This is a genomic window from Winogradskyella pacifica (assembly GCF_013403915.1).
GTDB lineage: Bacteria > Bacteroidota > Bacteroidia > Flavobacteriales > Flavobacteriaceae > Winogradskyella > Winogradskyella pacifica.
Map to the genome: position 1 here is coordinate 65601 of NZ_JABFDI010000016.1, position 26547 is coordinate 92147.

The 26547-nt window shown below is 33.0% G+C and carries 19 protein-coding genes; 9 read left to right on the forward strand and 10 right to left on the reverse strand.

The features are described 5' to 3' along the window. The first annotated feature begins 124 nt into the window (after nucleotides 1-124). A complete protein-coding gene (locus tag HM984_RS13860) occupies nucleotides 125-1678 on the forward strand; it encodes an NAD(P)H-hydrate dehydratase (RefSeq protein WP_179349571.1) in 1554 nt (517 codons plus the stop codon). A 61-nt stretch (nucleotides 1679-1739) separates the two neighbouring features. Here the strand turns inward: HM984_RS13860 and HM984_RS13865 are convergent, their stop codons facing one another. Continuing rightward, a complete protein-coding gene (locus HM984_RS13865) occupies nucleotides 1740-2777 on the reverse strand; it encodes a TlpA family protein disulfide reductase (protein WP_115811813.1) in 1038 nt (345 codons plus the stop codon). A 128-nt stretch (nucleotides 2778-2905) separates the two neighbouring features. Between HM984_RS13865 and hutH the strand changes: the two genes are divergently transcribed. Beyond that, nucleotides 2906-4435, forward strand: coding sequence for a histidine ammonia-lyase (gene hutH / locus HM984_RS13870; RefSeq protein ID WP_115811811.1), 1530 nt, complete (start codon nucleotides 2906-2908; stop codon nucleotides 4433-4435). Between the two features lie 39 nt (nucleotides 4436-4474). On the opposite strand, the gene HM984_RS13875 is transcribed toward hutH, so the two are convergent. Together HM984_RS13875 and HM984_RS13880 are read right to left on the reverse strand one after the other, a co-directional pair. Further along, complete coding sequence (locus HM984_RS13875) at nucleotides 4475-4846, reverse strand: hypothetical protein (RefSeq protein WP_179349572.1); 372 nt, start codon at nucleotides 4844-4846, stop codon at nucleotides 4475-4477. A gap of 84 nt (nucleotides 4847-4930) precedes the next feature. Further along, on the reverse strand, nucleotides 4931-7480 hold the full coding sequence (locus HM984_RS13880; RefSeq protein ID WP_115811807.1) for an ATP-dependent Clp protease ATP-binding subunit: 2550 nt from the start codon (nucleotides 7478-7480) through the stop codon (nucleotides 4931-4933). A 423-nt stretch (nucleotides 7481-7903) separates the two neighbouring features. On the opposite strand from HM984_RS13880, the gene gyrA reads away from it, so the two are divergent. Then, nucleotides 7904-10447, forward strand: a complete 2544-nt coding sequence (gene gyrA, locus HM984_RS13885; RefSeq protein WP_179349573.1) for a DNA gyrase subunit A — start codon at nucleotides 7904-7906, stop codon at nucleotides 10445-10447. 26 nt (nucleotides 10448-10473) lie between these two features. Beyond that, nucleotides 10474-11760: a tetratricopeptide repeat protein gene (locus tag HM984_RS13890; protein ID WP_115811803.1), complete on the forward strand. Its 1287-nt coding sequence runs from the start codon at nucleotides 10474-10476 to the stop codon at nucleotides 11758-11760. Between the two features lie 51 nt (nucleotides 11761-11811). Here the strand turns inward: HM984_RS13890 and HM984_RS13895 are convergent, their stop codons facing one another. After that, the gene (locus tag HM984_RS13895) at nucleotides 11812-12561 is read right to left on the reverse strand and encodes a C40 family peptidase (RefSeq protein ID WP_179349574.1); all 750 of its coding nucleotides are present in this window, start codon (nucleotides 12559-12561) and stop codon (nucleotides 11812-11814) included. A gap of 9 nt (nucleotides 12562-12570) precedes the next feature. Further along, nucleotides 12571-13749, reverse strand: coding sequence for an acetyl-CoA C-acyltransferase (locus tag HM984_RS13900; RefSeq protein ID WP_115811799.1), 1179 nt, complete (start codon nucleotides 13747-13749; stop codon nucleotides 12571-12573). Nucleotides 13750-13863: 114 nt separating this feature from the next. On the opposite strand from HM984_RS13900, the gene HM984_RS13905 reads away from it, so the two are divergent. Next, nucleotides 13864-15915: an HD family phosphohydrolase gene (locus HM984_RS13905; RefSeq protein ID WP_115811797.1), complete on the forward strand. Its 2052-nt coding sequence runs from the start codon at nucleotides 13864-13866 to the stop codon at nucleotides 15913-15915. 398 nt (nucleotides 15916-16313) lie between these two features. Here HM984_RS13905 and HM984_RS13910 read toward each other — a convergent pair whose 3' ends face one another. After that, nucleotides 16314-18581 (reverse strand): T9SS type A sorting domain-containing protein, encoded by a 2268-nt coding sequence (locus HM984_RS13910; protein ID WP_179349575.1) that lies wholly within the window; start codon nucleotides 18579-18581, stop codon nucleotides 16314-16316. Between the two features lie 106 nt (nucleotides 18582-18687). After that, nucleotides 18688-20325 carry a tetratricopeptide repeat protein gene (locus HM984_RS13915; RefSeq protein WP_179349576.1) on the reverse strand — a complete coding sequence of 546 codons (1638 nt, stop codon included), beginning with the start codon at nucleotides 20323-20325 and terminating at the stop codon, nucleotides 18688-18690. 749 nt (nucleotides 20326-21074) lie between these two features. Here HM984_RS13915 and HM984_RS13920 point away from each other — a divergent pair. The 3 genes from HM984_RS13920 to tssD all read left to right on the forward strand — a co-directional run bounded on the left by HM984_RS13920 (nucleotide 21075) and on the right by tssD (nucleotide 22173). After that, entirely contained in the window at nucleotides 21075-21257 is a 183-nt protein-coding gene (locus HM984_RS13920) for a hypothetical protein (protein ID WP_179349577.1), read from the forward strand. 74 nt (nucleotides 21258-21331) lie between these two features. Next, the gene (locus HM984_RS13925; RefSeq protein ID WP_179349578.1) at nucleotides 21332-21763 is read left to right on the forward strand and encodes a hypothetical protein; all 432 of its coding nucleotides are present in this window, start codon (nucleotides 21332-21334) and stop codon (nucleotides 21761-21763) included. Nucleotides 21764-21780: 17 nt separating this feature from the next. Continuing rightward, nucleotides 21781-22173, forward strand: coding sequence for a type VI secretion system tube protein TssD (tssD, locus tag HM984_RS13930; RefSeq protein ID WP_179349579.1), 393 nt, complete (start codon nucleotides 21781-21783; stop codon nucleotides 22171-22173). Between the two features lie 151 nt (nucleotides 22174-22324). Here the strand turns inward: tssD and HM984_RS13935 are convergent, their stop codons facing one another. Continuing rightward, the gene (locus tag HM984_RS13935) at nucleotides 22325-22720 is read right to left on the reverse strand and encodes a hypothetical protein (RefSeq protein WP_179349580.1); all 396 of its coding nucleotides are present in this window, start codon (nucleotides 22718-22720) and stop codon (nucleotides 22325-22327) included. A gap of 149 nt (nucleotides 22721-22869) precedes the next feature. On the opposite strand from HM984_RS13935, the gene HM984_RS13940 reads away from it, so the two are divergent. Then, nucleotides 22870-23862 (forward strand): hypothetical protein, encoded by a 993-nt coding sequence (locus HM984_RS13940; RefSeq protein ID WP_179349581.1) that lies wholly within the window; start codon nucleotides 22870-22872, stop codon nucleotides 23860-23862. A 72-nt stretch (nucleotides 23863-23934) separates the two neighbouring features. Here the strand turns inward: HM984_RS13940 and HM984_RS17760 are convergent, their stop codons facing one another. Together HM984_RS17760 and HM984_RS13950 are read right to left on the reverse strand one after the other, a co-directional pair. Beyond that, on the reverse strand, nucleotides 23935-24570 hold the full coding sequence (locus HM984_RS17760) for a response regulator (protein ID WP_179349582.1): 636 nt from the start codon (nucleotides 24568-24570) through the stop codon (nucleotides 23935-23937). A 6-nt stretch (nucleotides 24571-24576) separates the two neighbouring features. Continuing rightward, the gene (locus HM984_RS13950; protein ID WP_257018501.1) at nucleotides 24577-26484 is read right to left on the reverse strand and encodes a tetratricopeptide repeat-containing sensor histidine kinase; all 1908 of its coding nucleotides are present in this window, start codon (nucleotides 26482-26484) and stop codon (nucleotides 24577-24579) included. Nucleotides 26485-26547: the final 63 nt, after the last annotated feature.

Below are 26547 nucleotides of genomic sequence, written 5' to 3' on the forward strand. Positions count from 1 at the left end.
ACTTGCTGTTTGCAAGCGCTTTTAAAATCATACGAGTGCTATTCATGAATAAATTTTTCAAGCTTAAGAAAAATTACGTTATGAATATGCCATTAAACATCTATAAAACAATACTTATAATAACATGAAATTATTTTCGAAAGCACAAATTTACGAAGGAGATAAATTAACCACAGAACGCCAAAATATATCTTCTACAGATTTAATGGAGCGCGCAGGAACTCAGATATTTAATTGGATGCATATGCGAATGCAAGGGGCGCAAGTGCCAATTCATGTATTTTGTGGTATCGGAAATAATGGAGGTGATGGCTTGGTTTTGGCAAGGCATTTAATTACCCACGGCTATAATGTGGTAACTTACATAGTGAATTGTAGCGATAAGCGTTCTAAAGATTTTTTGATTAATTACGATCGTATTAAATCGGCGTCTAAGAAATGGCCAATAATGTTGAGCTGCAAGGAAGATTTTACCGAAATTGAAATTGGAGTGGATGACATAATTGTAGATGCTATTTTTGGTATTGGTTTAAACCGACCACCAAATGATTGGGTAGCTAAATTATTTCAGAAGTTTAAAGCCTCTAAAGCATTTACCTTGTCTATTGATATCCCTTCAGGATTATATACAGATAAAGCCGTAGAAGACGAGAATGCCGTTGTTTCTGCGGGTTATACTTTGAGTTTTCAATCTCCAAAGTTGGTGTTCTTTTTGCCGGAAACGGAACATTACATTGGACAATGGGAAGCATTAGATATAGGCATAGATCGCGATTATTTAATGCAAACCGAAACGGAGGTAGAGTTGATTTCAAAACATGAAGTCTTACCTATATATAAACCGAGAAGAAAATTTGCGCATAAAGGAGATTTTGGGCATGTTTTGATTTTAGGTGGAAGTTACGGAAAAATAGGCGCTGTTAATTTAGCGAGTAGATCAGCTTTAAGTGCTGGTGCAGGATTGGTAACTGCGTACATTCCAAAATGTGGATATCACAGTTTGCAAACGGCTATACCAGAAGTAATGGTTGTTACAGATGAAAATGAAACGCATATTTCAAATATTAATTTTGAGATAGAACCAACTGTAATTGGTCTTGGAGTAGGGCTTGGTACTTCTGCAGAAACGGCAAAAACACTCGAAGCATTTTTAAAGAAAAATAAAGCTTCATTAGTGATTGATGCAGACGGTTTAAATATTTTGTCACAAAAGAAAACACTTTTAAAATTGTTGCCGGAACAAACCATTTTAACGCCACACCCAAAAGAGTTAGAGCGGTTAATAGGAAAGTGGTCTAGTGATTTTGAAAAATTAGAAAAGGTAAAATTATTTTCTGAAAAATATAATGTGATTGTTTTAATAAAAGGAGCACATTCCATCACAGTGAATAAAAATAAGCTGTATATAAATACCACAGGAAATCCAGGTATGGCAACCGCAGGAAGTGGTGATGTCTTAACCGGAATCATTTCGGGTTTAATAGCACAAGGCTATACAGCTTTGGAAGCAAGCATTTTTGGTGTGTATCTGCATGGTAAATCTGCTGATATTTCTTTGGAAGATTATGGTTATCAAAGTTTAATAGCGAGTCATATAATTGAAGCTTTAGGTGAAGCTTATATCGATTTATTCAAACAACCAGAGCAGCCAAAAGAAGAAGCGCAACAAGAAAAATAATGACATAAAAAAAGCCTGTTTAAATAAATTTAAACAGGCTTTTAATTCTCTGATGTTGGAATTAGATATTCAACTCGTTAAATAAATCAATTAGAGCAGAACTAGAAGGTCTCGGTGCATCTGCACTCACAATATTTCCATTAGGATCTATTAATAAAAATCTAGGAATACCATTAACCTTATAGTCTTGTATAAACTGTGATCTAAAACCGTTATCTGCAATTAATTGCATACCACCTAATTCTTTCTCGTTAACCATCTTTTTCCAGCCTTTATAGGCTTCAGCAGCATCACCTTTGTAACCACGACCTTCATCAACAGAAATGCTTACAAACTCTATATTTTTTCCTTCGTATTGTTTTTCAACCTTTTTAAGAGCGGGTATTTCTTTAATACAAGGACCACACCAAGTTGCCCATAAATCGATATAAACATATTTACCCTTTAAATCAGAAAGTGAAGTGTTACCTCCGGCATAATTTTCATAATTTTCAAAAGCAGGAGAAGCTGACCCTTTAGGGAAAGCGTTAAGTGTGGCTTGTTTGCTTTCCATAAATTTAGAAAGTTGCTGTACCGTCATATCTATGTTTTTATCCATAGAGGCAACATGAGTAGAATCTACATCAGTATATTTAATTTTTAAATCTTCGTATGCAGATTTATAACCTTTAATAGCTTCTTCAACTTTTTTCATATCACTAGTACCTACTAAATCTTCAGTAAAATAGTTTTTAGAGATTAAAAAAGACTGAACAGAAAAATTATTTAGATCTGACGCATCACCTTTAAACACCATAGAATCTATAAACGATTCATAATCGGTTTCAAAAGATGTTGTGTTGTCATTTTCTAGGTAGATCTGACCATATTCTTTTCCATGTTGGAAGTTATAATCACCAGCGACAACTTTTAAAGTATCTTTAAATGTACCATCCTCATTAACGGTAATAATTTTTTCGAAATCTCTTCCTTGAAAAACCTTAAGAGTTTTACTTTCATCAGGATTTGCTATCTTCCCAGAAAGTGTAACATAATCTTTAGGTTCTCCTTTGCATGCAAATAAAGTTGCAGCAATACCAAGTAATAATAATCGTTTCATAACTCGTTTTTTTGTTCGAATGCAAAAATAAACATTAAAAAATTAATGCTTTGCTGGAATGAATTATTAACAAAATCTTGTAGAATCCAATTATATTCCCAAATTTTGAGAACTTAAAATCATTCCTTATGGATAACTATCATATCATTTCTTCTGACGCTTTAGATATTGTAACGATTTACAATATTTTTTATAAAAATAAAAAGCTAAAACTTTCAGAAGCATCAGCAAACAATATACAGAAATGTAAAACATATCTAGACGAAAAGTTAGCTAGTGAAAAAAAACCAATGTATGGTATTAATACGGGGTTCGGTTCTTTATATAATGTAAAGATTTCAGATGCTGATTTAAGTCAATTGCAAGAAAACTTAGTAATGTCTCATGCCTGTGGAACAGGTGATCGTGTGCCAGAATCTATAGTTAAGGTGATGTTGCTTCTAAAAATACAATCACTGAGTTATGGTCATAGTGGAGTACAGTTAGCTACAGTAAATAGACTTATTGAGTTTTTTAACAATGATATATTTCCATTCGTTTTTACCCAAGGTTCTTTAGGGGCTTCGGGTGACTTAGCTCCATTAGCACATTTAGCTTTGCCGCTGTTAGGAAAAGGAAAAGTGGTGCATAACTCAAAGGAGTACGATGCCGCAACTATTTTAGAAGAGTTTAATTGGCAACCAATTACATTAGAAGCTAAAGAAGGTTTAGCTTTGTTAAATGGCACGCAGTTTATGAGTGCTTACGGTGTTTACTTACTGTTGATGTCTCATAAAACATCTTATTTAGCTGATATTATAGCTAGTATATCGTTAGATGCTTTTGATGGTCGCTTGGATCCTTTCCATGATTTAGTACATGCGGTAAGACCACATCCAGGACAGCGTAAAGTGGCAAGGCGTTTTAATGAGTTTCTTAAAGGAAGTGAGCTTATTACGCGAGAAAAAGAACATGTACAAGATCCTTATTCATTTCGTTGTATTCCTCAGGTGCATGGAGCAACAAAGGACACCTTAGATTTTGTTGAGAAGGTGATTTTAACTGAAATCAATTCTGTAACGGATAATCCTAATATTTTTCACGAAGAAGATTTAATTATTTCAGGAGGTAATTTTCACGGTCAACCTTTAGCTTTGGCATTAGATTACTTAAAGATTGCAATGGCTGAGATTGGTAATATATCTGAGCGTCGTGTTTTTCAATTGGTATCTGGTTTAAGAGGTTTGCCTGCATTTTTGGTTGATAATCCTGGTCTTAATTCTGGGTTTATGATTCCACAGTACACCGCAGCAAGTATTGTTAGTGCTAACAAGCAAATGGCAACACCCGCAAGTGTAGATAGTATTGTGTCTAGTAATGGCCAAGAAGATCATGTAAGTATGGGCGCTAATGCTGCCACACAGGCTTATACTTTAGTTACAAATGTAGAACGCGTAATTGCTATTGAGTTGATGAATGCGTCACAAGCCTTAGAATTTAGAAGACCTTTAAAAACATCTCCTTTGTTAGAGTCGTTTTTAGAGCAATACAGAAAAGTGGTGCCATTTATTAAAGTAGATGAAGTATTACATGATTCTATAGAGGCTTCAATTCAATTTTTAAAAGATGTAGATATTGAAATTGATGAATTGTTTTTGAATCATTACGATTTAAAATAAGATTGAATTTTAATAACTGATTAAACCTAATAGGTTTTATTAATTCATTTGAGTTGTTTCTTTTGCCCATGTCACAGCATCTTCTAATTCAGTAAAAATCTTGAAAGGCTTTTTGAAAAACATTTTTTCTATTTGGGCATTTAACTTTGCTTGATAATTTTGAGAAACCACTGCAAAACCGATTAAGTTTTTAATTTTTTCAGTTTGATAATAGATTTGTGGATCCACAGAATACGAATGCACTCTGTGTGTAATATAAATAAATTGTTTATTATGGAAATAGGTTGCACTGATATCAATTAAAACATCATTGTAATTGGGAGAAATAGTGACGCCCTCTTTCATTACGGCCAATACATAATTGTCGTAAATCGTTAATTCTCCAAAGATAAAAGTTAGCTTTTTTATCATATTTTTTTATAGAAATATCTTTGTTAAGATAAAAAAAAACTCCTTCATTACGAAGGAGTTTAAAATTATAATTTTTAATTAGATTTAAGATTCAGTCGTTTTACTAGATGAAGTTATGTTAATACTAAGTTCACCTGTTTCACTATCTAAGTCCATCATAATGGTATCACCTTCATGAATTTTAGAATTGATAATTTCTTCTGCAAGTGCATCTTCTACATATTTTTGAATCGCTCTATTAAGCGGTCTTGCACCATATTGCTTGTCAAAGCCTTTTTCTGCAATATAATCCTTGGCTTTATCTGTAAGTTTTAGTCCATAACCCAAGTCTTTTATTCTGTCTATAAGCTTAGTCATTTCAATATCAATAATTTTACCAATATCTTCTTTTTCTAAAGCATTAAATACAATAACATCATCAATTCTGTTTAAAAACTCAGGTGCAAATGCTTTTTTAAGTGCATTCTCTATCACAGCTTTGGCATGATCTGATTCTTGAGCAACTGCGGCTGCAGTACCAAAACCAACTCCACTTCCAAAATCCTTTAATTTTCTGGCTCCAATGTTAGATGTCATTATAATGATCGTATTTCTAAAATCAATTTTACGACCTAAACTATCCGTTAAATATCCATCATCTAAAACTTGCAATAACATATTAAAGACATCTGGATGTGCTTTTTCTATTTCATCTAAAAGGACTACAGCATAAGGTTTACGTCTTATTTTTTCTGTTAATTGACCACCTTCTTCGTAACCTACGTATCCTGGAGGTGCACCAACTAAACGAGAAATAGCAAATTTCTCCATGTATTCACTCATGTCGATTCTAACAAGGGCATCGTCGCTATCAAATAACTCGCGTGCCAATACTTTTGCTAGTTGTGTTTTACCCACACCAGTCTGTCCTAAAAAGATAAATGAACCAATTGGTTTATTAGGATCTTTTAATCCTGCTCTATTTCTCTGAATGGCTTTAACTACTTTAGAAACCGCTTGGTCTTGACCAATAACTTTTCCTTTTATTAGTTCTGGTAATTTAGAGAGTTTTGTTATCTCTTTTTGCGCAATTTTATTTACAGGAATACCTGTCATCATAGAAACGACATCAGCAACGTTGTCTTCTGTTACAATTTCGCGATGTTGTTTGGTTTCTTCTTCCCATTTTTCTTGGGCAGTAGCCAATTCTTTTTCTAATCGTTTTTCATCATCTCTAAGCTTTGCAGCTTCTTCATATTTCTGCTTTTTAACGACGCTATTCTTGGTTTCTTTAACTTCTTCAAGTTTCTTTTCTAATTCAAGAATCTGTTTTGGTACATCAATATTGGTAATATGAACACGCGAACCTGCTTCATCTAAAGCATCAATAGCTTTGTCTGGCAGAAAACGTTCCGTCATATAACGACTCGTTAATTTTACACAAGCTTCAATCGCTTCATCGGTATAATTCACATTGTGATGCTCTTCATACTTGCCTTTAATATTGTTTAGGATTTCAATCGTTTCTTCTACTGATGTTGGTTCAACAATGACTTTCTGAAAACGACGCTCTAAAGCACCATCTTTTTCAATGTATTGTCTGTATTCATCTAAAGTAGTTGCGCCAATACATTGTATCTCTCCTCTTGCTAAAGCGGGTTTAAACATATTAGAAGCATCTAAACTTCCGGTTGCTCCACCAGCACCAACAATAGTGTGAATTTCATCTATAAAGAGAATAATATCATCGTTCTTTTCAAGCTCGTTCATCACGGCTTTCATACGTTCTTCAAACTGTCCTCTATATTTTGTGCCAGCCACTAAACTTGCTAAATCTAAAGTTACGACACGCTTATTAAATAAGGTACGTGAGACTTTACGTTTTACAATTCGTAAGGCTAGACCTTCAGCTATGGCAGATTTACCAACGCCAGGTTCTCCTATTAATAAAGGGTTGTTTTTCTTTCTTCGACTTAAAATTTGAGATACACGTTGTATTTCTTTTTCTCTACCAACAACGGGGTCTAACTTATCCTCTTCTGCAAGTACAGTTAAGTCTCTTCCAAAGTTATCTAAAACAGGTGTTTTTGATTTTTTATTCGTTTTATTAGATTGTCCACTAAATGGATTCTGTTTTGTTTCTTCCTCTTCATTCATGTCATCATCAGAAAACGATTCTGCTTTGGGAGTGTCTAAATAATCATCTTCGCTAGTTATCATAGATTTAAATTCTTCTTTAACGTTATCATAATCTACTTTTAGCTTATTTAAAAGCTTTGTTGTAGGGTCATTTTCATTTCTTAAAATACACAATAATAGATGTGCCGTATTTATTGAGGTGCTTTGAAATAATTTGGCTTCTAAAAATGTTGTTTTTAAAGCACGCTCTGCTTGTCTGGTAAGGTGTAAGTTCTTTTTTTCGTTAGATGTTGTTACGATATTAGGGTTAGCCGGACTCAATATCTCTACTTTACGTCTTAAGTGGTTTAAATCCACATCTAAGGCGCTTAAAATATCTATCGCTTTGCCATTGCCATCTCTTAAAAGACCTAGCATTAAATGTTCAGTACCAATAAAGTCATGACCTAAACGCAATGCTTCTTCTTTGCTATAAGCAATAACATCTTTAACTCTTGGGGAAAAATTATCATCCATATTATATTCCTTTCTGCTTTAAAAATAATAAAAACATATTGACTATAGGTCAAAAACTATACCTAAACCAAATGAATTTTAAAATGAGTCCTAAATAACTTGAATTTAATTGTACTTGAATGAATAATTAAAACCTTAGGGTTTGTTTGTTAAGGTTTTGTCTATTAGTGAAATATGAGTGCAATAGAAACGAATTATTGGTGTCGTTTTAATACTTATTTGATATTTATCAAATGCTTGAAACGAAGAGAGTAAAAAAGCATTTTAAATCAAAGGAAAATAAGAGATACTTATTAACGAAAAAGATATCCAAGATTGTTAATAAAAATTCCCAAAAACCTGATTAATTTTGACTATAAACAGTAGTATTTTGGTTATATTAGCACGTTATTGAAATTCACAAAAAACTAATTTATTTTATATATGGCAGAAGGAGAAAAACTCATTCCAATTAACATTGAAGATGAAATGAAATCGGCTTACATTGATTATTCAATGTCGGTCATTGTGTCACGTGCGTTACCAGATGTAAGAGATGGTTTAAAACCAGTTCATAGACGTGTGCTTTACGGTATGCACGAGCTTGGTATTAGAGCAAATAGTGCACATAAAAAATCAGCAAGAATAGTTGGTGAAGTTTTAGGTAAGTATCACCCACATGGAGATACCTCGGTTTATGATGCAATGGTTCGTATGGCTCAGGAATGGAGTTTACGTTATATGTTAGTTGATGGACAAGGTAACTTTGGATCTGTTGATGGTGATAGTCCTGCAGCAATGCGTTATACAGAGGCTAGAATGCGTAAAATATCTGAAGACATGTTGGCAGATATTGATAAAGAAACTGTAGATCATAAATTAAACTTTGATGATACATTAGAAGAACCAACTGTTCTTCCAACGCGTATCCCAGGGCTTTTAGTAAATGGAGCATCTGGTATCGCCGTTGGTATGGCTACCAATATGCCTCCGCATAACTTAACCGAAGTTGTAGATGGTACTATAGCTTATATCGAAAACAATGATATTGAAATCGATGAGTTAATGCAACACATTAAAGCACCAGATTTTCCTACAGGTGGAACAATATACGGTTACGATGGTGTTAAAGAAGCTTTCCATACAGGTCGTGGACGTATTGTAATGCGTGCAAAAGCTATTATCGAAGAAGTACAAGGTAGAGAATGTATCATTGTATCGGAGATACCTTACCAAGTTAACAAAGCAGACATGATTAAAAAGACTGCTGATTTAGTTAATGAAAAGAAAATGGATGGTATTGCTTCTATACGTGATGAATCGGATAGAAATGGTATGCGTATCGTTTACGTTTTAAAGCGTGATGCAATTCCAAATATCGTTCTTAATAAATTATATAAATATTCGGCTTTACAAACGTCTTTTAGTGTAAATAATATTGCACTAGTTAATGGTCGTCCACAATTATTAAACTTAAAAGAATTAATTCATTATTTCGTAGAGCATAGACATGATGTTGTGGTTAGACGTACAACTTATGAGTTGCGTAAAGCAGAAGAACGTGCACATATCTTAGAAGGTTTAATTATAGCTTCTGATAATATTGATGAAGTTATTAAAATTATTCGTGCGTCATCTAATGCAGAAGAGGCTCGTAATAGTTTGATTGAACGTTTTAAATTATCTGAGATTCAAGCAAAAGCCATTGTAGAGATGCGTTTGCGTCAGTTAACAGGTTTAGAACAAGATAAATTACGTTCGGAGTATGATGACATCATGAAAACAATTATAGACCTTAAAGATATCTTAGACCGAAAAGATCGTCGTATGGCTATTATTAAAGAAGAGCTAGAGGTTGTAAGAGACAAGTATGGTGATGAGCGTCGTTCTATAATTGAATATGCAGGTGGAGACTTGAGTATTGAAGATATGATACCAGATGCACAAGTTGTGATTACTATTTCTCATGCAGGTTACATTAAGCGTACATTACTTACAGAGTATAAAACTCAGCATAGAGGAGGAGTTGGACAAAAAGCATCAACAACACGTAACGAAGATTTCTTAGAACATTTATTTGTAGGTACTAATCACCAATACATGTTATTCTTCACGCAAAAAGGGAAATGTTTCTGGATGCGTGTTTATGAAATTCCAGAAGGCTCTAAAACCTCTAAAGGTAGAGCGATTCAGAATTTAATAAATATTGAGCAAGATGATAAAGTGATGGCTTTTATTTGTACGCAAGATTTAAAAGATGAAGCCTACATTAATAGTCATTATGTCATTATGGCAACGAAACAAGGTCAGGTTAAGAAAACATCTTTAGAGCAATATTCTAGACCAAGATCTAATGGTATTAATGCCATTACTATTAAGGAGGACGATGTATTATTAGAAGCGAAGTTAACAACAGGTGAGAGCCAAGTGATGTTAGCCTTAAAGTCTGGTAAAGCTATTAGATTCGAGGAAGCTAAAACAAGACCAATGGGTAGAAATGCTTCTGGTGTTCGAGGTATTAGACTTCAAGATGAAAAAACAGATGAGGTAATAGGTATGATTGCTGTAGATGATATGGAAAGCAATATTCTTGTAGTTTCTGAGAATGGTTATGGAAAACGTTCTAGCTTAGAAGATTACAGAATTACCAATAGAGGAGGAAAAGGTGTAAAAACTATTTCCATTACAGAAAAAACAGGTAACTTAGTATCTATTAAGAATGTAACCGATGAGGATGATTTAATGATCATCAATAAATCAGGAATAGCTATTAGAATGGCTGTAGCTGATTTACGTGTAATGGGTAGAGCAACACAAGGTGTAAAACTCATTAACTTAAAAGGAAACGATTCTATTGCGGCTGTGGCTAAAGTAATGAAAGATGACGAAGAGGAAATCATAATAGATGTAGATGCTGAGGTATTAGACAATGAAGACTCTATTGAAGATGGCACGGCAATTGATAATAATGACACAGAAAGCGAATAATTAACAACAAAACGATTTAATACAAGATGAAAAAATTACTGACATTAGTGCTAGTTGTAGCAATTACGTCATTGTCTTTTGCACAAAAAAATGAGATAAAGGCAATAGAGAAAGCACTTAAAAATTCAAATTTTGCTGATGCTAAATCAGCAACAACTGAGGCGGAAGCTTTAATTGGAAGTATGGACGATAAGTCTAAGGCTAAATTTTATTTATTGAAAGCAAAAGCATTGTATGCAAACGGCAACGGTACAGATGCTAATGTAGATGAGGCGATAACAAGTTTAGACAACTTGAAAGCGCTAGAATCTAAGATGGGGAAATTAAAGTACACCCAAGAAGCTAATGAAATGACAACAGGTATGGTTAATACTTTTTTAACTAAAGCTAATGACGCATTTACTAATAAAAATTATAAAGTAGCGGCAAAAGGTTTTGAAAAAGTATATAGAATGTCACCTAAAGATACCCTGTATCTTTATTATGCAGCTTCTTCTGCAGTAACAGAACCAGATTACAATACGGCTTTAGATTATTACCTGCAACTTAAAAACATGGGGTATAGTGGTGCACAAATGAATTACTATGCAACTAATGTTGAAACTGGCGAAGAAGAAAACTTTGCTAATAAATCATCAAGAGATTTTTCAGTTAAAGCGAAACTACATAAAGATCCTAGAAATGAAAAAAGTGAATCTAAAACAGCTGAGATTGTAAAAAACATTGCTTTAATATATGTTTCTCAAGGGGATAATGAAAAAGCATTAGGTGCTATGGCAGATGCTAGAGCTGAAAATCCAGATGATATTGGTTTATTATTATCAGAAGCGAATGTTTACCTTAAAATGGGAAATAAAGAGAAGTTTAGATCTTTAATGGAGGAAGCGACTGAAAAGGATCCTACTAACGCAGAATTACAATATAATTTAGGAGTATTAGCTGCAGAAGGTGGTAATTCAGAGGCAGCTATAAAATATTATGAAAAAGCTCTTGCCATTAATCCAAACTACGTTGATGCTTATAATAATTTAGCAGTAGTAATTTTAAATGGAGAGGCTGAAATAGTTGAGCAAATGAATAATTTAGGAACCAGTTCTGCTGATAATAAAAAGTATGATGAATTAAAAGAAAAGCGTACTCAAGTATATCAACAAGCTATTCCTTATTTAGAAAAAGCGTTAGAATTGAAAAGTACTAATGTTGATGCTGCAAGAACATTAATGAATATTTACAGTGCACTTGGTGAAACTGATAAATTCAAAGCAATGCGAGCTAAAATAGAGGAAATTGAAACTTCAGCAAACGGTAATTAATAATTACAGTAAACCATAAAAGAAAAAAGCGACTGAAAAGTCGCTTTTTTTTTATACAATTTTTTTAATAACCCTTAGCTTATGAGTATGTGTGTTTTTATCAATATTATAGATACCACTATGATCTAAGCGATCAATTCTTACTTTACCATGCGCATGGATAATATAATTATCTTCCATTATAATACCAACATGCGTAATGTTACCTTCTGCGTTATCAAAAAAGGCTAAATCACCTGGTTCGCTTTCTTCAATAAAACTTAAGGCTTCACCTTGGGTAGCTTGTTCTGATGCGTCTCTAGAAAGCTTGTAACCGTTAAGCTTATAAACCATTTGCGTAAAGCCAGAACAATCAATTCCAAAGGGCGTTTTTCCTCCCCATAAATAAGGAGCATTCAAAAATAGAAAAGAGGATTTTATAATATGCTCTTTAATACGTTTTGAAGTTAACGCAGCACCATCAAAATTATGATTTAATAAATTCAAGCCATTTAAATCCGATCCAACAGGAATAGGATATAAATTATTAGAAGCATCTGAAACAAATTCAATTAAGTCTTTAGATAAATTAATATCAGACTTATCTAAATTATTATAGTTAGATTCTTCAATTTCTAGATATTGTTTATTATCTATCCAACCTTCATACTTATCAAAAGCAAAACGAATACGGCTCCATTGCTTACGTTGTTCTAAGACTTTAAAGTAATCACCATATAAAGCTTGCGTTACCATTTCACTGGTATCGGTAGGTTCTAATCGTATTGGTACAATTCCAAGATTGCAAATGCCGTATTGCATAGGGTTTAGTTAAGCGCGTTCTAATACCATTGCAGATGCACCACCACCACCATTACATATAGCAGCTGCACCTAATTTAGCGTCGTTTTGGTGTAATACATTAATTAACGTAACTAATATTCTAGCTCCAGAGCAACCTAATGGATGGCCTAAAGAAACAGCACCTCCATTTACATTTACGTTTTTATCAGTTAATCCTAAGATCTTCATATTTGCTAAACCAACAATAGAAAATGCTTCATTAAATTCAAAGAAATCAATAGCATCCAATTCTACATTTGCTTTAGCTAGTGCCTTTGGTAATGCTTTAGATGGTGCAGTCGTAAACCATTCAGGTTCATGTGCAGCATCAGCGTATCCTTTTATAGTTGCAATAGGCTTTAAGCCTAATTCTTCTGCTTTTTCTCTGCTCATTAAAACTAAGGCGGCAGCACCGTCGTTAATTGTAGACGCGTTTGCAGCAGTTACTGTGCCGTCTTTTGTAAATGCAGGTCGTAATGCAGGAATTTTATCCATCCTTACATTAGTATATTCTTCATCCTTATCTACAATAACAGGTTCTCCTCTTCGTTGTGGAACTTCAATAGAAATCACTTCATCATTAAATTTTCCATTCTCCCAAGCCGCTTTTGAGCGGTTATAAGATTGAACAGCATAAGCATCTTGATCTTCCCTAGAGAAATCATATTCCGTAGCACAGGCATCTGCACAAACGCCCATAGCGTTATTATCATATGCATCTACCAAGCCATCTTTCTGCATGCCATCTTCTAATGTTGCTGGTCCGAATTTAGTTGCGCTTCTTGCGTGGTAATAATGTGGAATTAAACTCATGTTTTCCATACCTCCGGCAACAACAATATTAGCATCACCTAATTGTATCGCTTGCGCAGCTTGCATTACGGCTTTCATACCAGAAGCACAAACTTTATTAATAGTAGTACAAGGAACGGTGTTTGGTAAACCAGCATAAATAGCCGCTTGCCTCGCAGGTGCTTGTCCTGAACCAGCTTGAACAACATTTCCCATAATGACTTCATCCACCAATTCAGGTTTCAAGTTTATTTTATCTAAAGCTCCTTTAATAGCAGCAGCTCCTAATCGTGGTGCTGGTACTGTAGATAGGCCACCTAAAAAACTTCCGATAGGTGTTCTTACTGCTGAAACTATAACGACGTCCTTATTCATTGTAATTATATTTGATGTTATTTGATGCGAAATTAAACATTTTTTGAGAGATTTGAGAATGTATTAATGATATTAGCCTTCTAAAATTCTAATATTTATTACATTTGATTGTATATGAATGTATTCTTCAATAAGTGGTATAAGAATCACGCTTTAGTCTATAAGATTTTGTTGTTCATTGTAACAACATTGTTTATAGTATATCTGTTTCCTAAAACAGGAAAATTTAGATATTCATTTGAAAAAGGGAAACCTTGGCAATCTGAAAATTTATACGCTCCTTTTAATTTTGCTATTAAAAAGTCTCAAGCGGAAATTGATGCCGAGAAAAATGAAATTAAAGACCGAAGTCTTGTTTATTTTGAAATAAATAGAGACGTTAAAGATGAGGTGTTTTCTGATTATTTAGCACGATTTAATCAGGTGTTTAAAGACTCTAGTAATTTTATTAGTGAAAACTCAGACTTATATAAAAAGGGAAAAACAATAGTTAATAATCTTTACAACGTTGGCGTTTTAGATTTAGATTACAATTATGCGGATGATAGACCGGTAAAATTAGCGACAGCCAATAAAGTTGAAAAAGAAATTCAATATGGCAGCTTATTTGAATTGAGTAATTTACGGAGTCGTGTTGAGTCTGATATGGGGAATTCAATTCCTATTGATGTAAAAAAGCGCATGATATCTGTTTTTTTCGATGTTATAAAACCTAATATTAAATTAAATGGAAGCCTAACAGAGAAGGCATTAGAGGAAGAATTGTCTAGAATATCCCTAACAAGAGGTCGTGTAGAGAAAGATCAGCTTATTATTTCAAAAGGTCAGGTTATTGAAGAAGCGCAATATGATATTTTAAGCTCGCTAAAATCTGAATATGAATCGCAAGTATGGAATTCAACCAATTACAATTGGGTACTTATAGCCTATACTTTGTTAGTGGCTTTGGCACTTCTTATGCTACTATTGTTTCTTAGTAAGTACAGAAAAGAAGTTTTTTTAAACAACACTAAAGTTACATTCATATTTTTTAATATCGCGTTAATGATATTTTTAAGTACGTTAGTCATCAACTTTAATTCTCAATATATATATGTAGTGCCACTATGTATTTTACCATTGGTTTTAAAGGCTTTTTTCGATGCGCGATTGGGGTTGTTTACGCATGTGCTTACCGTGTTGCTTTTAGGTTTTGTAGTGCCTAATAGTTACGAGTATATGTTCCTTCAGATTATTGCAGGTATGGTTACTATATTAACTGTTTCTGAATTGTATAAACGCGCAAATCTTTTTATATCTGTAGGACAAATAACGTTTATATATATCATAGCCTACTTTGCGTTTTTTGTAATTCACGAAGGGCAACTAACAGGTTTAAAATTTGAGATTTTTGGCATGTTTATTCTTTCTGGTTTGGCAACATTATTTGTTCAACCTTTGATTTATATCTACGAAAAAATATTCGGATTAGTCTCTGATGTATCACTCTTAGAGCTTTCTGATACCAATACCAAATTATTGAAAGAATTATCTAACAGAGCACCAGGAACATTTCATCACTCGTTAAACGTTGCCAATTTGGCAGAAGCATCAGCCAACGAAATCGGAGCAAATGCCATGTTGGTTAGGGTAGGAGCCTTGTATCATGATATTGGTAAGATGAATAATCCAACGTATTTTACAGAAAACCAGAGTACAGGTATTAACCCACATGATGAATTATCGAATAAAGAAAGCGCGAAAATTATTATAGATCATGTTTTAAACGGCATTGAAACCGCTAAAAAATATAATCTTCCAGATCGTGTTATAGATTTCATAAGAACGCATCATGGCACGAGTTTGGTTTATTATTTCTATATGAAGGAAAAGGCAACCAATGAAAATGTTGATATCAGAGATTTTACTTATCCTGGACCAACTCCATTTAGTAAAGAAACAGCCATACTTATGATGTGCGATAGTGTTGAAGCAGCTTCTAAAAGTTTAAAAGAACCAACAAGCACTAAAATTAATGATTTTGTTGAAAACATAATCAATAAACAGATGGAAGGTGGTCAGTTTCTAAATGCTGATATCACCTTTAAAGAAATTCAATCGCTTAAAAAAGTACTTAAGTTTAAGTTGGCTAATATTTATCATTTGAGGATTGAGTATCCTGAATAAATACAAGTAAAATCTATTCTTTGTCTGATTTAAATGTAATTTAAAGAGTAAAAAAGTTTATTCTATTTCTAAATGAATTATACTGTAATGGTTTGATATTTATTGAAATTACTCTTGCGGAATGGGGTGTCTTAATTGGTTGTGTGTTAGGGTTTGACGAGGGGTAAAAGCTAATTATCACCAAGGTTAAAGAGTAGCTTTTGAAAAGTACAATCCTAATAATGTTTTGAATTTCTTTAGGTTAAGATCGTCTTTTTAACCGATTTTTGAGATAGATTATATATCCAAAAGGAAATTCTATAAATGATATAAATTCATACTATAATTATATATTGGTTCTAACCCAAAAAAGCCCTAGAAAATGAATTCCAGGGCTTTTTAAAAGTATAAAAAAATAATTAATCAATAATTATTTTTTTAAGGAAAACCTTATTAGAACTAGAAATTACACGTAACAAATACATGCCAGGAGCGAGGTGACTTATGTCTAATTTTTCAATACCATCTGCATTTAGCATTTGCTGCCCGGTCATATTATAAAGGGCTACTTTAAAACTTGCATTATCCTGTAGTTTTATGTTTAAAACATCATTAACTGGGTTAGGGTAAACCATAACTTGGTTTGTTTTGTCGTAATCTGGATTACTCAACGACGTAAAATCTATAGTGTACGTAAGCAGTCCTAGATCAAAACTTCCTATATAAACTTTAACTGAATTTTCATAAAATTGATAGGCAGCAGAGCGGCTAGAGATACTCAACAATTGTCCATTATTAAAAGTGTCCCAGCTATCACCACTATCTGTAGAAAAATATAAAGAAAACTCAGATACTTCCGATGTATAGGTTGTGGCAACAATAGCTCCTTCTGTTTCTGTAGAAAAGCCGAGTTTAAAAACCAAATCGGTAGATTTCTGTACCCAGTTTTCTCCACTATCTGTAGAAATAAATATTCCCTTTGAAGTTGCTATAGCTAATGTATTAACATTAAAAGGATCCCTTTGCAAATCGAAAATAAGATCATCTGACGTCATAACTTCTAGTCCGTTACTATCGTTACTCCATGTGTTACCATCATCGGTAGAAGAGTATATTTCTACCCCTACAGATAAAGTAATTTTACCAGAACTGTCTATTAAGATACCGTTTATTATATCTAGAAAGGGTAGTGTAATATCTGTTTGCACTACACTATTAATATCTGTAAAATCAAACTTTTTCAATACAGTATCACTTGGCGAAAAGCCTGAAAAAGCAACCATTACCGTTTCATTAGCTTGAGGGTAGGTGCCTAACGCCGTAAACCCATTCATATACAAGGAGGTCAAAAAATGCTTTGTAACACCATTGTCATGGCTCACTTCAAAATTAGAACCCATGAAACTTGGGGTTAAAGTAAATATTCTATTCGCTGTTATTTTATCTGCTAAAATAGTTGGGCCTGGGTTAGATGACGAATAATTAAATGGCAAAACATTGTATTCTAATTCTAACTCTGTATTCAAATCGCGATGCACAAAACCAAATCGCACACCATAATATAAATTAGCATTTTCATCGTCCAAGTACAATTCCAAATTGCCTTCACTTGCATAATTTGGACTTTTTAACCATGTAACGGTCTCACCTCCATCTGTTGAAAATAATGGGACATAATTACTCGTTATAAGTACTTCTTCAGAGTTCTGTGGGTTGAAACTAGCATGTTTCCCGAAACTATAACTTAAAGGATTATCCTCCAAATACACTATATTTTGCCAAGTAGCACCAGAATCTCTAGAAATTACAATTTCGTTTTCTTCCAAAATAATAATCTGTGAAGGATTAAGAGGATTGTAATGAATTGTATTTATACCATCTAAAACTCCCGTAGTCCATGTTATTGGTACAATATTGAAAGTCTCGCCTCCATCTGTAGATTTATATAGATTTTCAATTGTAGAATCAAAAGTTCCAGCTGTTCCAATTAAAAGGGTTTCTGTATTAGAAGGGTCAAAAGCTATAGCTTCTAAACTAACACCGTCAAGCTTAACCTCCCATGTTTGTCCTGCATCTTCTGAAATAAGTAAGCCAGCTTCCATACCTCTAGCAAGAAATAATTTTTCAGGATTATTAGGGCTTATAGCAACATTAAATATAGACACGGCATCATAGTCTTGAGCATCGTAAACTGTTTCCCAGCTTAATCCGCTATCTGCGGTGTAAAACGTTTGACCTAAATTAGTGTCTACTAATAATATATCGGAATCTCCTTCGTAAAAAGAATATGATACTGCATTACCGTTTAAATTTTGATTAGGCAAATTAAAAGTTTTTGAAACTTCATTCGATGTAATATTATAAATCATTATAGCACCATATGGACGGTTTGGTGTTATAGCTATAAAACTTAAGCCTGTACCATCTGCAGTTAGTTTCATCTCTTCAATTGAGGCAGATTCACCAATAGGCAAAGAGTAGAGAATATCCCAGCTTCCTCCATTATCTGTAGATACTAATATATGATTTTTTAAAGTATGAGCGTAAACCTTATTAGGTTCATTGGCATCATAAGTGAGAGAAAAAATTCTCCCATAATCTTCAGAACCTAATACTCCGAATTGAGCAAAAATAGGTTGAATACAAAAGCTTAAAAAGAAAAGGTAAGCAGTAATTAATTTTTTCATGGTTTTAATTTTGATTAGAATTCAATACTATGCACAAAAATTCTTAATCTTAGAAATTACCACATAATTACTGTGACAGCTCAAATAAAAAGTGTGACATCTAATGCTAAATACTTGATATGTAGCTGTATAGTTGCTGACTGTCCTTTAGGCCAATTTTACTACTTATTCTTTCTTTACGTTTACGAGAAGCTTCTACGGTAATATTAAAAAGTGACGCAATTTCTTTACTAGAGAGGTCCATGTAAAGATTACTTAAATAACGGATATCGTTAACAGTGAGTTCAGGATGATTTTTTTTAAGGGTTGAAAGAAAACCATGATTCACCTCTTCAAAATGTGTTAGAAAACTCTCCCATTCTGCATCACCTTTCAAAAGCATTTTCAACTCTTTTACTTTTTTTGATAGCAATGCATTTTTGGTCACTTCTGTTTGCCCTGAAAGACTATTGATTACTTCTTTTAATAACTCATTTCTGCTTGAAATTTGTAATGCTTTTGTTGCAAGTTTCCGGTTCCGATTTTCAATTTCATTTCGTAACCGTTCTTGCTCTAGTAGTGCCATAGTTTCTTTTGCAACTAACTGTTTTTCCAAAAGTAAATTGTCACTCTCCTTTTTTTGAAGTTCCAAATTTATTATTTCTTTGCTACGTTTATTAAGTATTTTGCGTTGCTTATTTTTTAAATACATATTCCTTAATGCCCAAGCAATTAGAAAAATGACCAATATAGCAGCACCCAACAGACCGTAAAGCGTCGTTGTTTCCCTTTGGTTTAGCTCCTTATTAAGTTTTAATTCTCGTTGGTAATCTGCAATTTCAAATTTAACCCTATTGGTTTCAAATAGTTTGCCGTTCTTCATATTATTAACCGATGCGCTCAACGAAATCAGAGAGTCTTTGGCTCGCAATGCTTTACTGTACAACTTGCTTTTTTCATAAACAGTGGCAAGTTGCTCGTATGCCATTATTTTATTTTCATAATTTTCTGCTGCATGCAGCGCTTGTTGGGCATATAAAATTGAATTTTCGCCTTCATCAATATCTTTTGCAATGTTGGATAGTAGAATAATAAGCAACACGCGTTCTTCAATATTGGCAATTGGGTCTAGTTTTGGTAATATTTGTTGTGCTAAGGATTGTGCCACTAGAAACTCTCCTCTTTTATATTTATTTTCAGCCAGTGCAATGTCACCAATAATAGCGATTGATGGCTTATGTTGTAGCATTTCATTTGCTTCCTTCAAATAATTCGTTGCCTCATCCAATCTGTTAAGTTGATTGGCAACAATACCTAAGTTAATGGCATAAATACCAATTTTAATACTTTCATTATGTTCTTTTGCTTGTACATATGCTTTTAAAAAATATTCTTGAGCCTTAGGCAAATCACCTTCTTTACTGTAAAGGATGGCAATATTGTTTAAAACTATCATCTCTTCATTATTATCCAAATGTTTCAACGCAATGGTATATGCTTCGAGATAATTGTCTAGCGCTTCGCCGTAATCCAACATAGCATAATAGTTGGTACCAATATTATTTAATGCCAAAAATTGCTGTTTATACCATTGATTTTCCTCGGCAACAGTTCTTACATTAGTTAGTATCTCTAGCGATAACGGATATTGCATTTCAATGCGAGCCTCAATCCCTTTCCTTAATAAGCTGTCTAATTGTGCAGTGTTTTGGGCGAATAGTAAAGGGCAAAAAAATAATATAAAATAGTTGCTAAAAAAACGCATAGGATTTAGGATAGACCAACATTAGTAAAAGATAAATGTAAGGATAATATTAATTATACAATAAATCTATTTACTCTCCTCCGCTGATTATGTAGGGAAAACGAGATTATTATCAAATACAATTTTTGTTTAAAAACAAGAAGTAGTATGGATCATTAATAACGAGCATCAAATTTTATTAAAAAAACAATTTGTGTGTGTAAAGTGTGTGTGATTCTGAAAACTTGCATGAAATAATTTTAATTATTAACTAATATTTGATCATAGTTTGTGGGTGGGAGAGATCTGTTTTTAACGCGTATTAAAAAAGCGTAGCTCTTTATTATTAAGGTATATGGAACTATTTGTTAAATACACAAAAGCCTCAACATTGCCATTAAGGCTTTTTGTGATCGCACCAGGATTAGAACTTAGGTCCGCCTGCTTAGAAGGCAAAAAAAAAGCAAGTCTATTGTTAACCGAACAGCATTGAAATTATGTATCCGTATGTTAATTAGGCTTATGGTTCTTTTATTTGCTTCATTACTCATTCAATTATTCGTTCTAAAGTAAGCTTTAAAAAATTTCAACATTTAATTTCGCTTAACCTTTACACTACGATCCTTTAAAGCGTCTAAACCCAATTTTGTAGATGTTACTTGGTGTGATATGGTTTGTAAAAAAAATGATAATGATACAATATCCCTGAATACGGTTAGAAAAGTATGTGTTTAAATGTTCAATTTTGTAAGGAATAAAAATTTACAATTATGGATTTTAAAACAATGTTACAGTTACCTGTATTAGATACTAATGAGGTTTTAGCAATAGTACAAGAAATAGCAGATATAGAAAGAAAAGAAGAAAGACCGCGCATGCCTAAGGTTGCAATCTCTACACATTCTGATACTGCTTCTGGATTTTTTGTAAACTATAATGCAGAAAAAAAGTAGTTTTATTATGTGATATTTATGATCGCGATGCACAATTTCAATATATAGAAGTCCATTCTATTTCTTCTATTTCTTTGAGCAACATAAATAAGCATGCCTACCTTTTATCGGATGGAAGCATTCCTTTTACTCCAGATGCTGATGATATACCAACGGTACTTCAGCTTAAAAAAGATATTAAAAATTTAGAATTAGAAATTAAAGTCGCTTTAGATAAAGAAATTTCTATAGTTTATGTGCATGATGGAACTCCAAAAGATTTGGATAAGTTTTATGCTTCAAAAGTTGTACCGTTATTAAAAGAAACACTTTCTAAAATAGCAACAGATCACTTAGCAAAAGCTGCGTTTGCAGAGGCCATTTCCACTATCAATTTCTGTTTGGGGAGCGAGAATAACTTAATAAGAGATAAAGAGGTTGTTACTGTCACAATAGATACTTCTAAAGGTTTAAAGAGTTTTATTAAAGCGAAACAGCTACAAGATCAAATCGAAAAATTTTTATAACACTAAAACAAATCAATATGCAAGACTCTAACGTGGTTAGCCGAATAGAATTATTAATAAGAAAAGATAATAATACAGAAAAAGCTTTTGTCTTAAGTCATTGTGACTATAGTTTTAATAATGATTATTATACTGAAGAAAAAAAACCGATAGACGTAAATTTTTCAGGGACAACAAAAATGGTTAATGATCCTTTATTTATGGCATGGATTTCTAACCAACCTGGAGAATGGTCTGGTAGCGCTAAGGTTTATCATAGAGATCAAGAAACAGCTTCTGTAGTTATAGAGTTTGATAAGGCGACTGTAGTCAGTTTTAGTCAGTCTTTTTCTGAATATAATGCGCATAGCGATGCGTACTTTAGTATGGTTATGAAGGGGGTAACGTTTAATACAGTGAAATTAAACTAGTAAAAAGTTTCCCCATATATAAATACATAAAAGCCTTTAAGAAATTAACTTAAAGGCTTTTATGTATTCTACCAAGAGTCATTTATTATCTCATAAAAAAAGGAGAAAACCAATCTTAGCTTCTCCTTGTTTTCTGATCATAGCTTTAAAACTATAAATTATTTTCTAAATATTCACGGATTGTTAAGTCTATAAAATAACCACTGTGGTGACCACCCCAACATGCTGTTAAAGAAAATACGCCATCCTCCAATTTTAATTCTTTTTTAGCTTCAGCACCTTCATTTGGGATGCAGTATACTTCAATAGAGTTAACACTTTCTGCCATCGCTTCTTTTCCCATATCGTCTTTGCAAACCAATTTTATACCATCTGTAAGACGCTGTAAACATACGCTTGGCACAAATTTTATAAAGTCTAATTCAAAGGTGTCCCAATTAATATGTATTGGCAATTCTTTACCCACGATTTCATTAATCTCTTGTTGGTAATCAGCTAAATATTGATCTTCTATAGATTTTGCTGCTCTTTTTTCTTGTAATCCCATAATCGTTATTTTAATTTAATTAATACTTCAAAGGTATTGGAAGTAATAGGTTGAAAAACACCCTGAATAAGGGAATAAAAAAACTCACTGAATTCCGTGAGTGCTTTGCTAATAGATTGCTCTACATTTAAGTTTCAAACTTAAAAACAATGAAAATTACAATTATATCTATTATTTGTCTTCTAGTATTAGTACTCATTTTAGCCGGATGCTCCAAATATATTGGAATTCCTAAAAAAAAAGCAGCACGTAATTTAGAAGCATATTTACAAAACAAATACAAAGGAAAATTGGCTTATAGTGATTTAAGTCTATTTTTTAATGCCGCAACTATGGATCCTAATATGTACGGGATGCTAATTTATGATAAGGACATTCCGGAAATAGAATTTTATACGCATCTTAATCTTAAAAATATATTAGAAAACGACACTTTACCCATGTATCCTATTGCAGACGCAATGACTGTGGACGATTTATATAAACGTGCCCTAACACGCTATGAAACCAAACAAGCTGTGATTGCCGATTTTAAAGAAGAAATCCCTGAAATAAAGTTTTCTACAGAAATTATTGATTTAAATTTTAAGACAGATATAAAACCAAATGAACTGGAAGCTATCGTGGCACGTTTTATAGATAGGTTAAGTCAATCTATTGAAGAGTTAGAATCGGCCTATCAATTTAGTTTACGAATTAGAACAACTAGTCATCCAGAAGGTTTTATGATTATTCCGTTAGAAGTAGATGACAGTAAATGGCATGCTAAGCCAATGTTATTGTCCGAAAAAGCAGTTGGTTTTGAAACTTTAAAAACAATGATTCTAAAAAATATACAGGCTAAATTAGAAACACCATATCCTTATTATAAAACAACGGAACACAGTAAAATATATATGGATAAATCGACTTTGTCTAGAGGGGCTTGGGTACAGTATTTAGAAGATAAACGGATTGTAAATAGTGGAAAAGGTAAATGGAGAAATCCACAAACAGGACTTTATGTTGTGTATTTTGATTTAGATACTAAATTTATCTATCGTGGTGAATTATTAACTGATGAGAATGATACCATGTCTTACCGTGAAGAATTAAGACAAATCTTGGACACCGTTGAAGCGGAAGGGATTAGAATAAAATAACAGGGTTCTAATAAACGTTTTTAAGAGTACATCACATCGGCTTGAATTTTAGTATACAAGCCAATGCTTCCATTAATCAAATAGGCCAGATTCAATGGCATATTTTACAGCACCTGTTGTGGTTTTAGAGCCTGTTTTTAAGAGAATATTTTTCCGATGTGTTTCTACCGTATTGACAGAAATAAATAATTTTTCTGAAATTTCCTTTGAGGTCAGTTCATCTCCTAAAAGGGTTAAAACTTCTTTTTCACGCGGAGATAATTCTATGTTTTTATACTTTTTTCGCTCAAACACACTTTCCAAATAGCGTTGTTTTATAATTTCCGAAAAATACTGTTCATCATTTAATACTGTCCTAACCGCTTTTTGTAATTCTTCTTTACTGGTAAATTTCGGGACAAAACCATCCGCGCCTTTTTGTATCACTTTATGCACGGTTCTATGATTGTCTAACATACTCAACATTATAATTTTCACATTACTATGTTTTTTCTTTAATTCTGTAAGTAGCTGTATGCCATCCATTTTTGGCATACTTATATCGCTAATAATTAAATCAATTTCAAACTGATTGAGTAATCTAAGTACTTGCTTTCCTTCGGTTGCTAAATGCACGTCACCTATTTCTTGCATATCGCTTAAAATGGTATTTATACCTTCAAGGAACATTAAGTGGTCGTCTGCTATTATTATATTTGCTTTTTTCACAATGTATTAGTTTATGGGAATGTCTATAGTTATTGAGGTGCCATGTCCAGAATTACTATCAATATCTAAAGTGCCCTTTACTTTTTGTAAACGTTCCTTAATATTTCGGAGTCCTATGCCTTGTTTTTTATTTTTTTGAAATCCTATACCATCATCATTAACTACAATATTTAAATGATCTTTATGCTTGGTGAGTTGCACATCTACATGCGAGGCTTCTGCATGTTTTAAAATATTATTAATTAATTCTTGAACAATGCGATAAGCATCCGCCAAAAGTTCTTCTGATAACAAATCGATGTCTTCTTCAGGAAAGAAAAACGTTTGAATTTTAATATCTGATCTTTTTGTGATCTGATCAATAAAATCACTTAAGAAACTCGTAAAACCTATTTTTGAAAAGGGCAGTGGGTGTAATTGGTGCGACAGACTACGCACATCGATACATGCATTGTTTATGGCTGCTGCAATACGTTTAGATTTAGGATCTTCTTTCTGGTGCTCTGTATAATGCTCATAAGCAATTTTTATACTTGCCAAATCACTTCCAATGCCATCATGAATTTCGCGAGCTAAGCGCGATCGTTCCTCTTCTTGTCCTTCTTGGTACCGCTCTATAACAGATAATTTATGATCATTTATCATTTTTTTTAGCTGCTGTTTGGCATTTTCTTCTTGTTGCAAACTCAATTCTTTTTGCACACGTAAGCGCTGAATGTAGAAAAGTCTTAGTATTATTAAGGTAAGTAGTACAAATATAAATCCAGCAATAAGTGCATTTCTAATGAGTTTTTGTCGTTTTACAGTAAGTTCTACTTTTTGTAATTCGGCTTCACTTAATTTTTGTTCTTTTTCTAAAAGTTGAATTCGGGCTTCTTTTAACTCTGCTTCATAACGTTCTTGAATTGTTACGACGTATTTCTCCTTATCTAAGGAATTCTGATCAGCAACACTTGTAATTCCTTTTTTATAAAATTCTAATGCTTTTTTGTAATTGTTTTCTTTTTGATAGAGTTGCGCTAAATTTTTATAAATATCAGATTTATATTGTAATAATGATTGTTCTTCTCCAATGGCTAAGGCGCGTTGAAAATAATTTATAGCTGATTTGGTATTCCCTAATTTACTTTCACAAAGCCCCAAATCGTTTAATACAATAGCAATGTCTGAGTTGAATTTAACGTCTTCTAATAGCCCCAATGTTTTCTTTAAAGCCATTATGGCTTCTTTACATTTACCTTCTACCACTAACATTTGGGATAGATTAATATTTACATAGGCAACAACCGCTTTATTTCCTTCTTTTAATCTGTACTCTAAAACAGTTTGATAATGTTTTCGTGCCTGATCAAATTTACCTTCTTCTTTGAGGATATTTGCAAAGTTGAATAGGGTAGTGAGTACACCATCATCATCGCCAATAGTTCGGTACAAATCTGCAGCTCTATCTAAATTTTCGGCAGATTTTTTATAATCCTTTTGAAGTAAATATAAAGTCGCAATATTTTGATAAGCGTTAGCCTCTTGTACTTGATTACTAGTTCGTCTTGCATACCGCAAACACTCCATATAGTTGTCGATGGATTTTGGGTAATCTCCTAAACTTTTATAGGCAGAGGCTAGTATATTATAACAAGCGGCTAAGCCTTTTTCGATACGTAATTCTTTAAGTAGCGCAATGGTTTCATAGGTATACTTTATTGTGCTTTTGTAATCGCCAGTAATATTACCCAAATTACCTAAGGCATATAGTGCTCTAGCTTCTTGAAGGTTTTCATTTAAACGTCTACTTTCTTTAAGCCATTGGAGTGCTGCTTCCTTTGCTATTTGCGGTTTAGTATGCACATGGGCACCATAGACATTAGATAATGAGTCTAATATAATGCTATCTGTATTTTGAGCAGAGGTCGACAAAGTTATGCCTAAAACAAGGCAGACAGAGACAATAAAAGATTTAGGGAACAACGTCATTAAATG

Excerpts from the sequence above, each read along its gene's own strand:
- HM984_RS13940 (WP_179349581.1), top strand. The coding sequence starts at position 22,870 with ATGAAAATTACAATTATATCTATTATTTGTCTTCTAGTATTAGTACTC.
- HM984_RS13905 (WP_115811797.1), top strand. The coding sequence starts at position 13,864 with ATGAATGTATTCTTCAATAAGTGGTATAAGAATCACGCTTTAGTCTAT.
- HM984_RS13860 (WP_179349571.1), top strand. The coding sequence starts at position 125 with ATGAAATTATTTTCGAAAGCACAAATTTACGAAGGAGATAAATTAACC.
- hutH (WP_115811811.1), top strand. The coding sequence starts at position 2,906 with ATGGATAACTATCATATCATTTCTTCTGACGCTTTAGATATTGTAACG.
- HM984_RS13900 (WP_115811799.1), bottom strand. The coding sequence starts at position 13,749 with ATGAATAAGGACGTCGTTATAGTTTCAGCAGTAAGAACACCTATCGGA.
- HM984_RS13890 (WP_115811803.1), top strand. The coding sequence starts at position 10,474 with ATGAAAAAATTACTGACATTAGTGCTAGTTGTAGCAATTACGTCATTG.
- HM984_RS13910 (WP_179349575.1), bottom strand. The coding sequence starts at position 18,581 with ATGAAAAAATTAATTACTGCTTACCTTTTCTTTTTAAGCTTTTGTATT.
- HM984_RS13935 (WP_179349580.1), bottom strand. The coding sequence starts at position 22,720 with ATGGGATTACAAGAAAAAAGAGCAGCAAAATCTATAGAAGATCAATAT.
- HM984_RS13915 (WP_179349576.1), bottom strand. The coding sequence starts at position 20,325 with ATGCGTTTTTTTAGCAACTATTTTATATTATTTTTTTGCCCTTTACTA.
- tssD (WP_179349579.1), top strand. The coding sequence starts at position 21,781 with ATGCAAGACTCTAACGTGGTTAGCCGAATAGAATTATTAATAAGAAAA.
- HM984_RS13865 (WP_115811813.1), bottom strand. The coding sequence starts at position 2,777 with ATGAAACGATTATTATTACTTGGTATTGCTGCAACTTTATTTGCATGC.
- HM984_RS13895 (WP_179349574.1), bottom strand. The coding sequence starts at position 12,561 with ATGCAATACGGCATTTGCAATCTTGGAATTGTACCAATACGATTAGAA.
- HM984_RS13920 (WP_179349577.1), top strand. The coding sequence starts at position 21,075 with ATGGATTTTAAAACAATGTTACAGTTACCTGTATTAGATACTAATGAG.
- HM984_RS13880 (WP_115811807.1), bottom strand. The coding sequence starts at position 7,480 with ATGGATGATAATTTTTCCCCAAGAGTTAAAGATGTTATTGCTTATAGC.
- gyrA (WP_179349573.1), top strand. The coding sequence starts at position 7,904 with ATGGCAGAAGGAGAAAAACTCATTCCAATTAACATTGAAGATGAAATG.
- HM984_RS13875 (WP_179349572.1), bottom strand. The coding sequence starts at position 4,846 with ATGATAAAAAAGCTAACTTTTATCTTTGGAGAATTAACGATTTACGAC.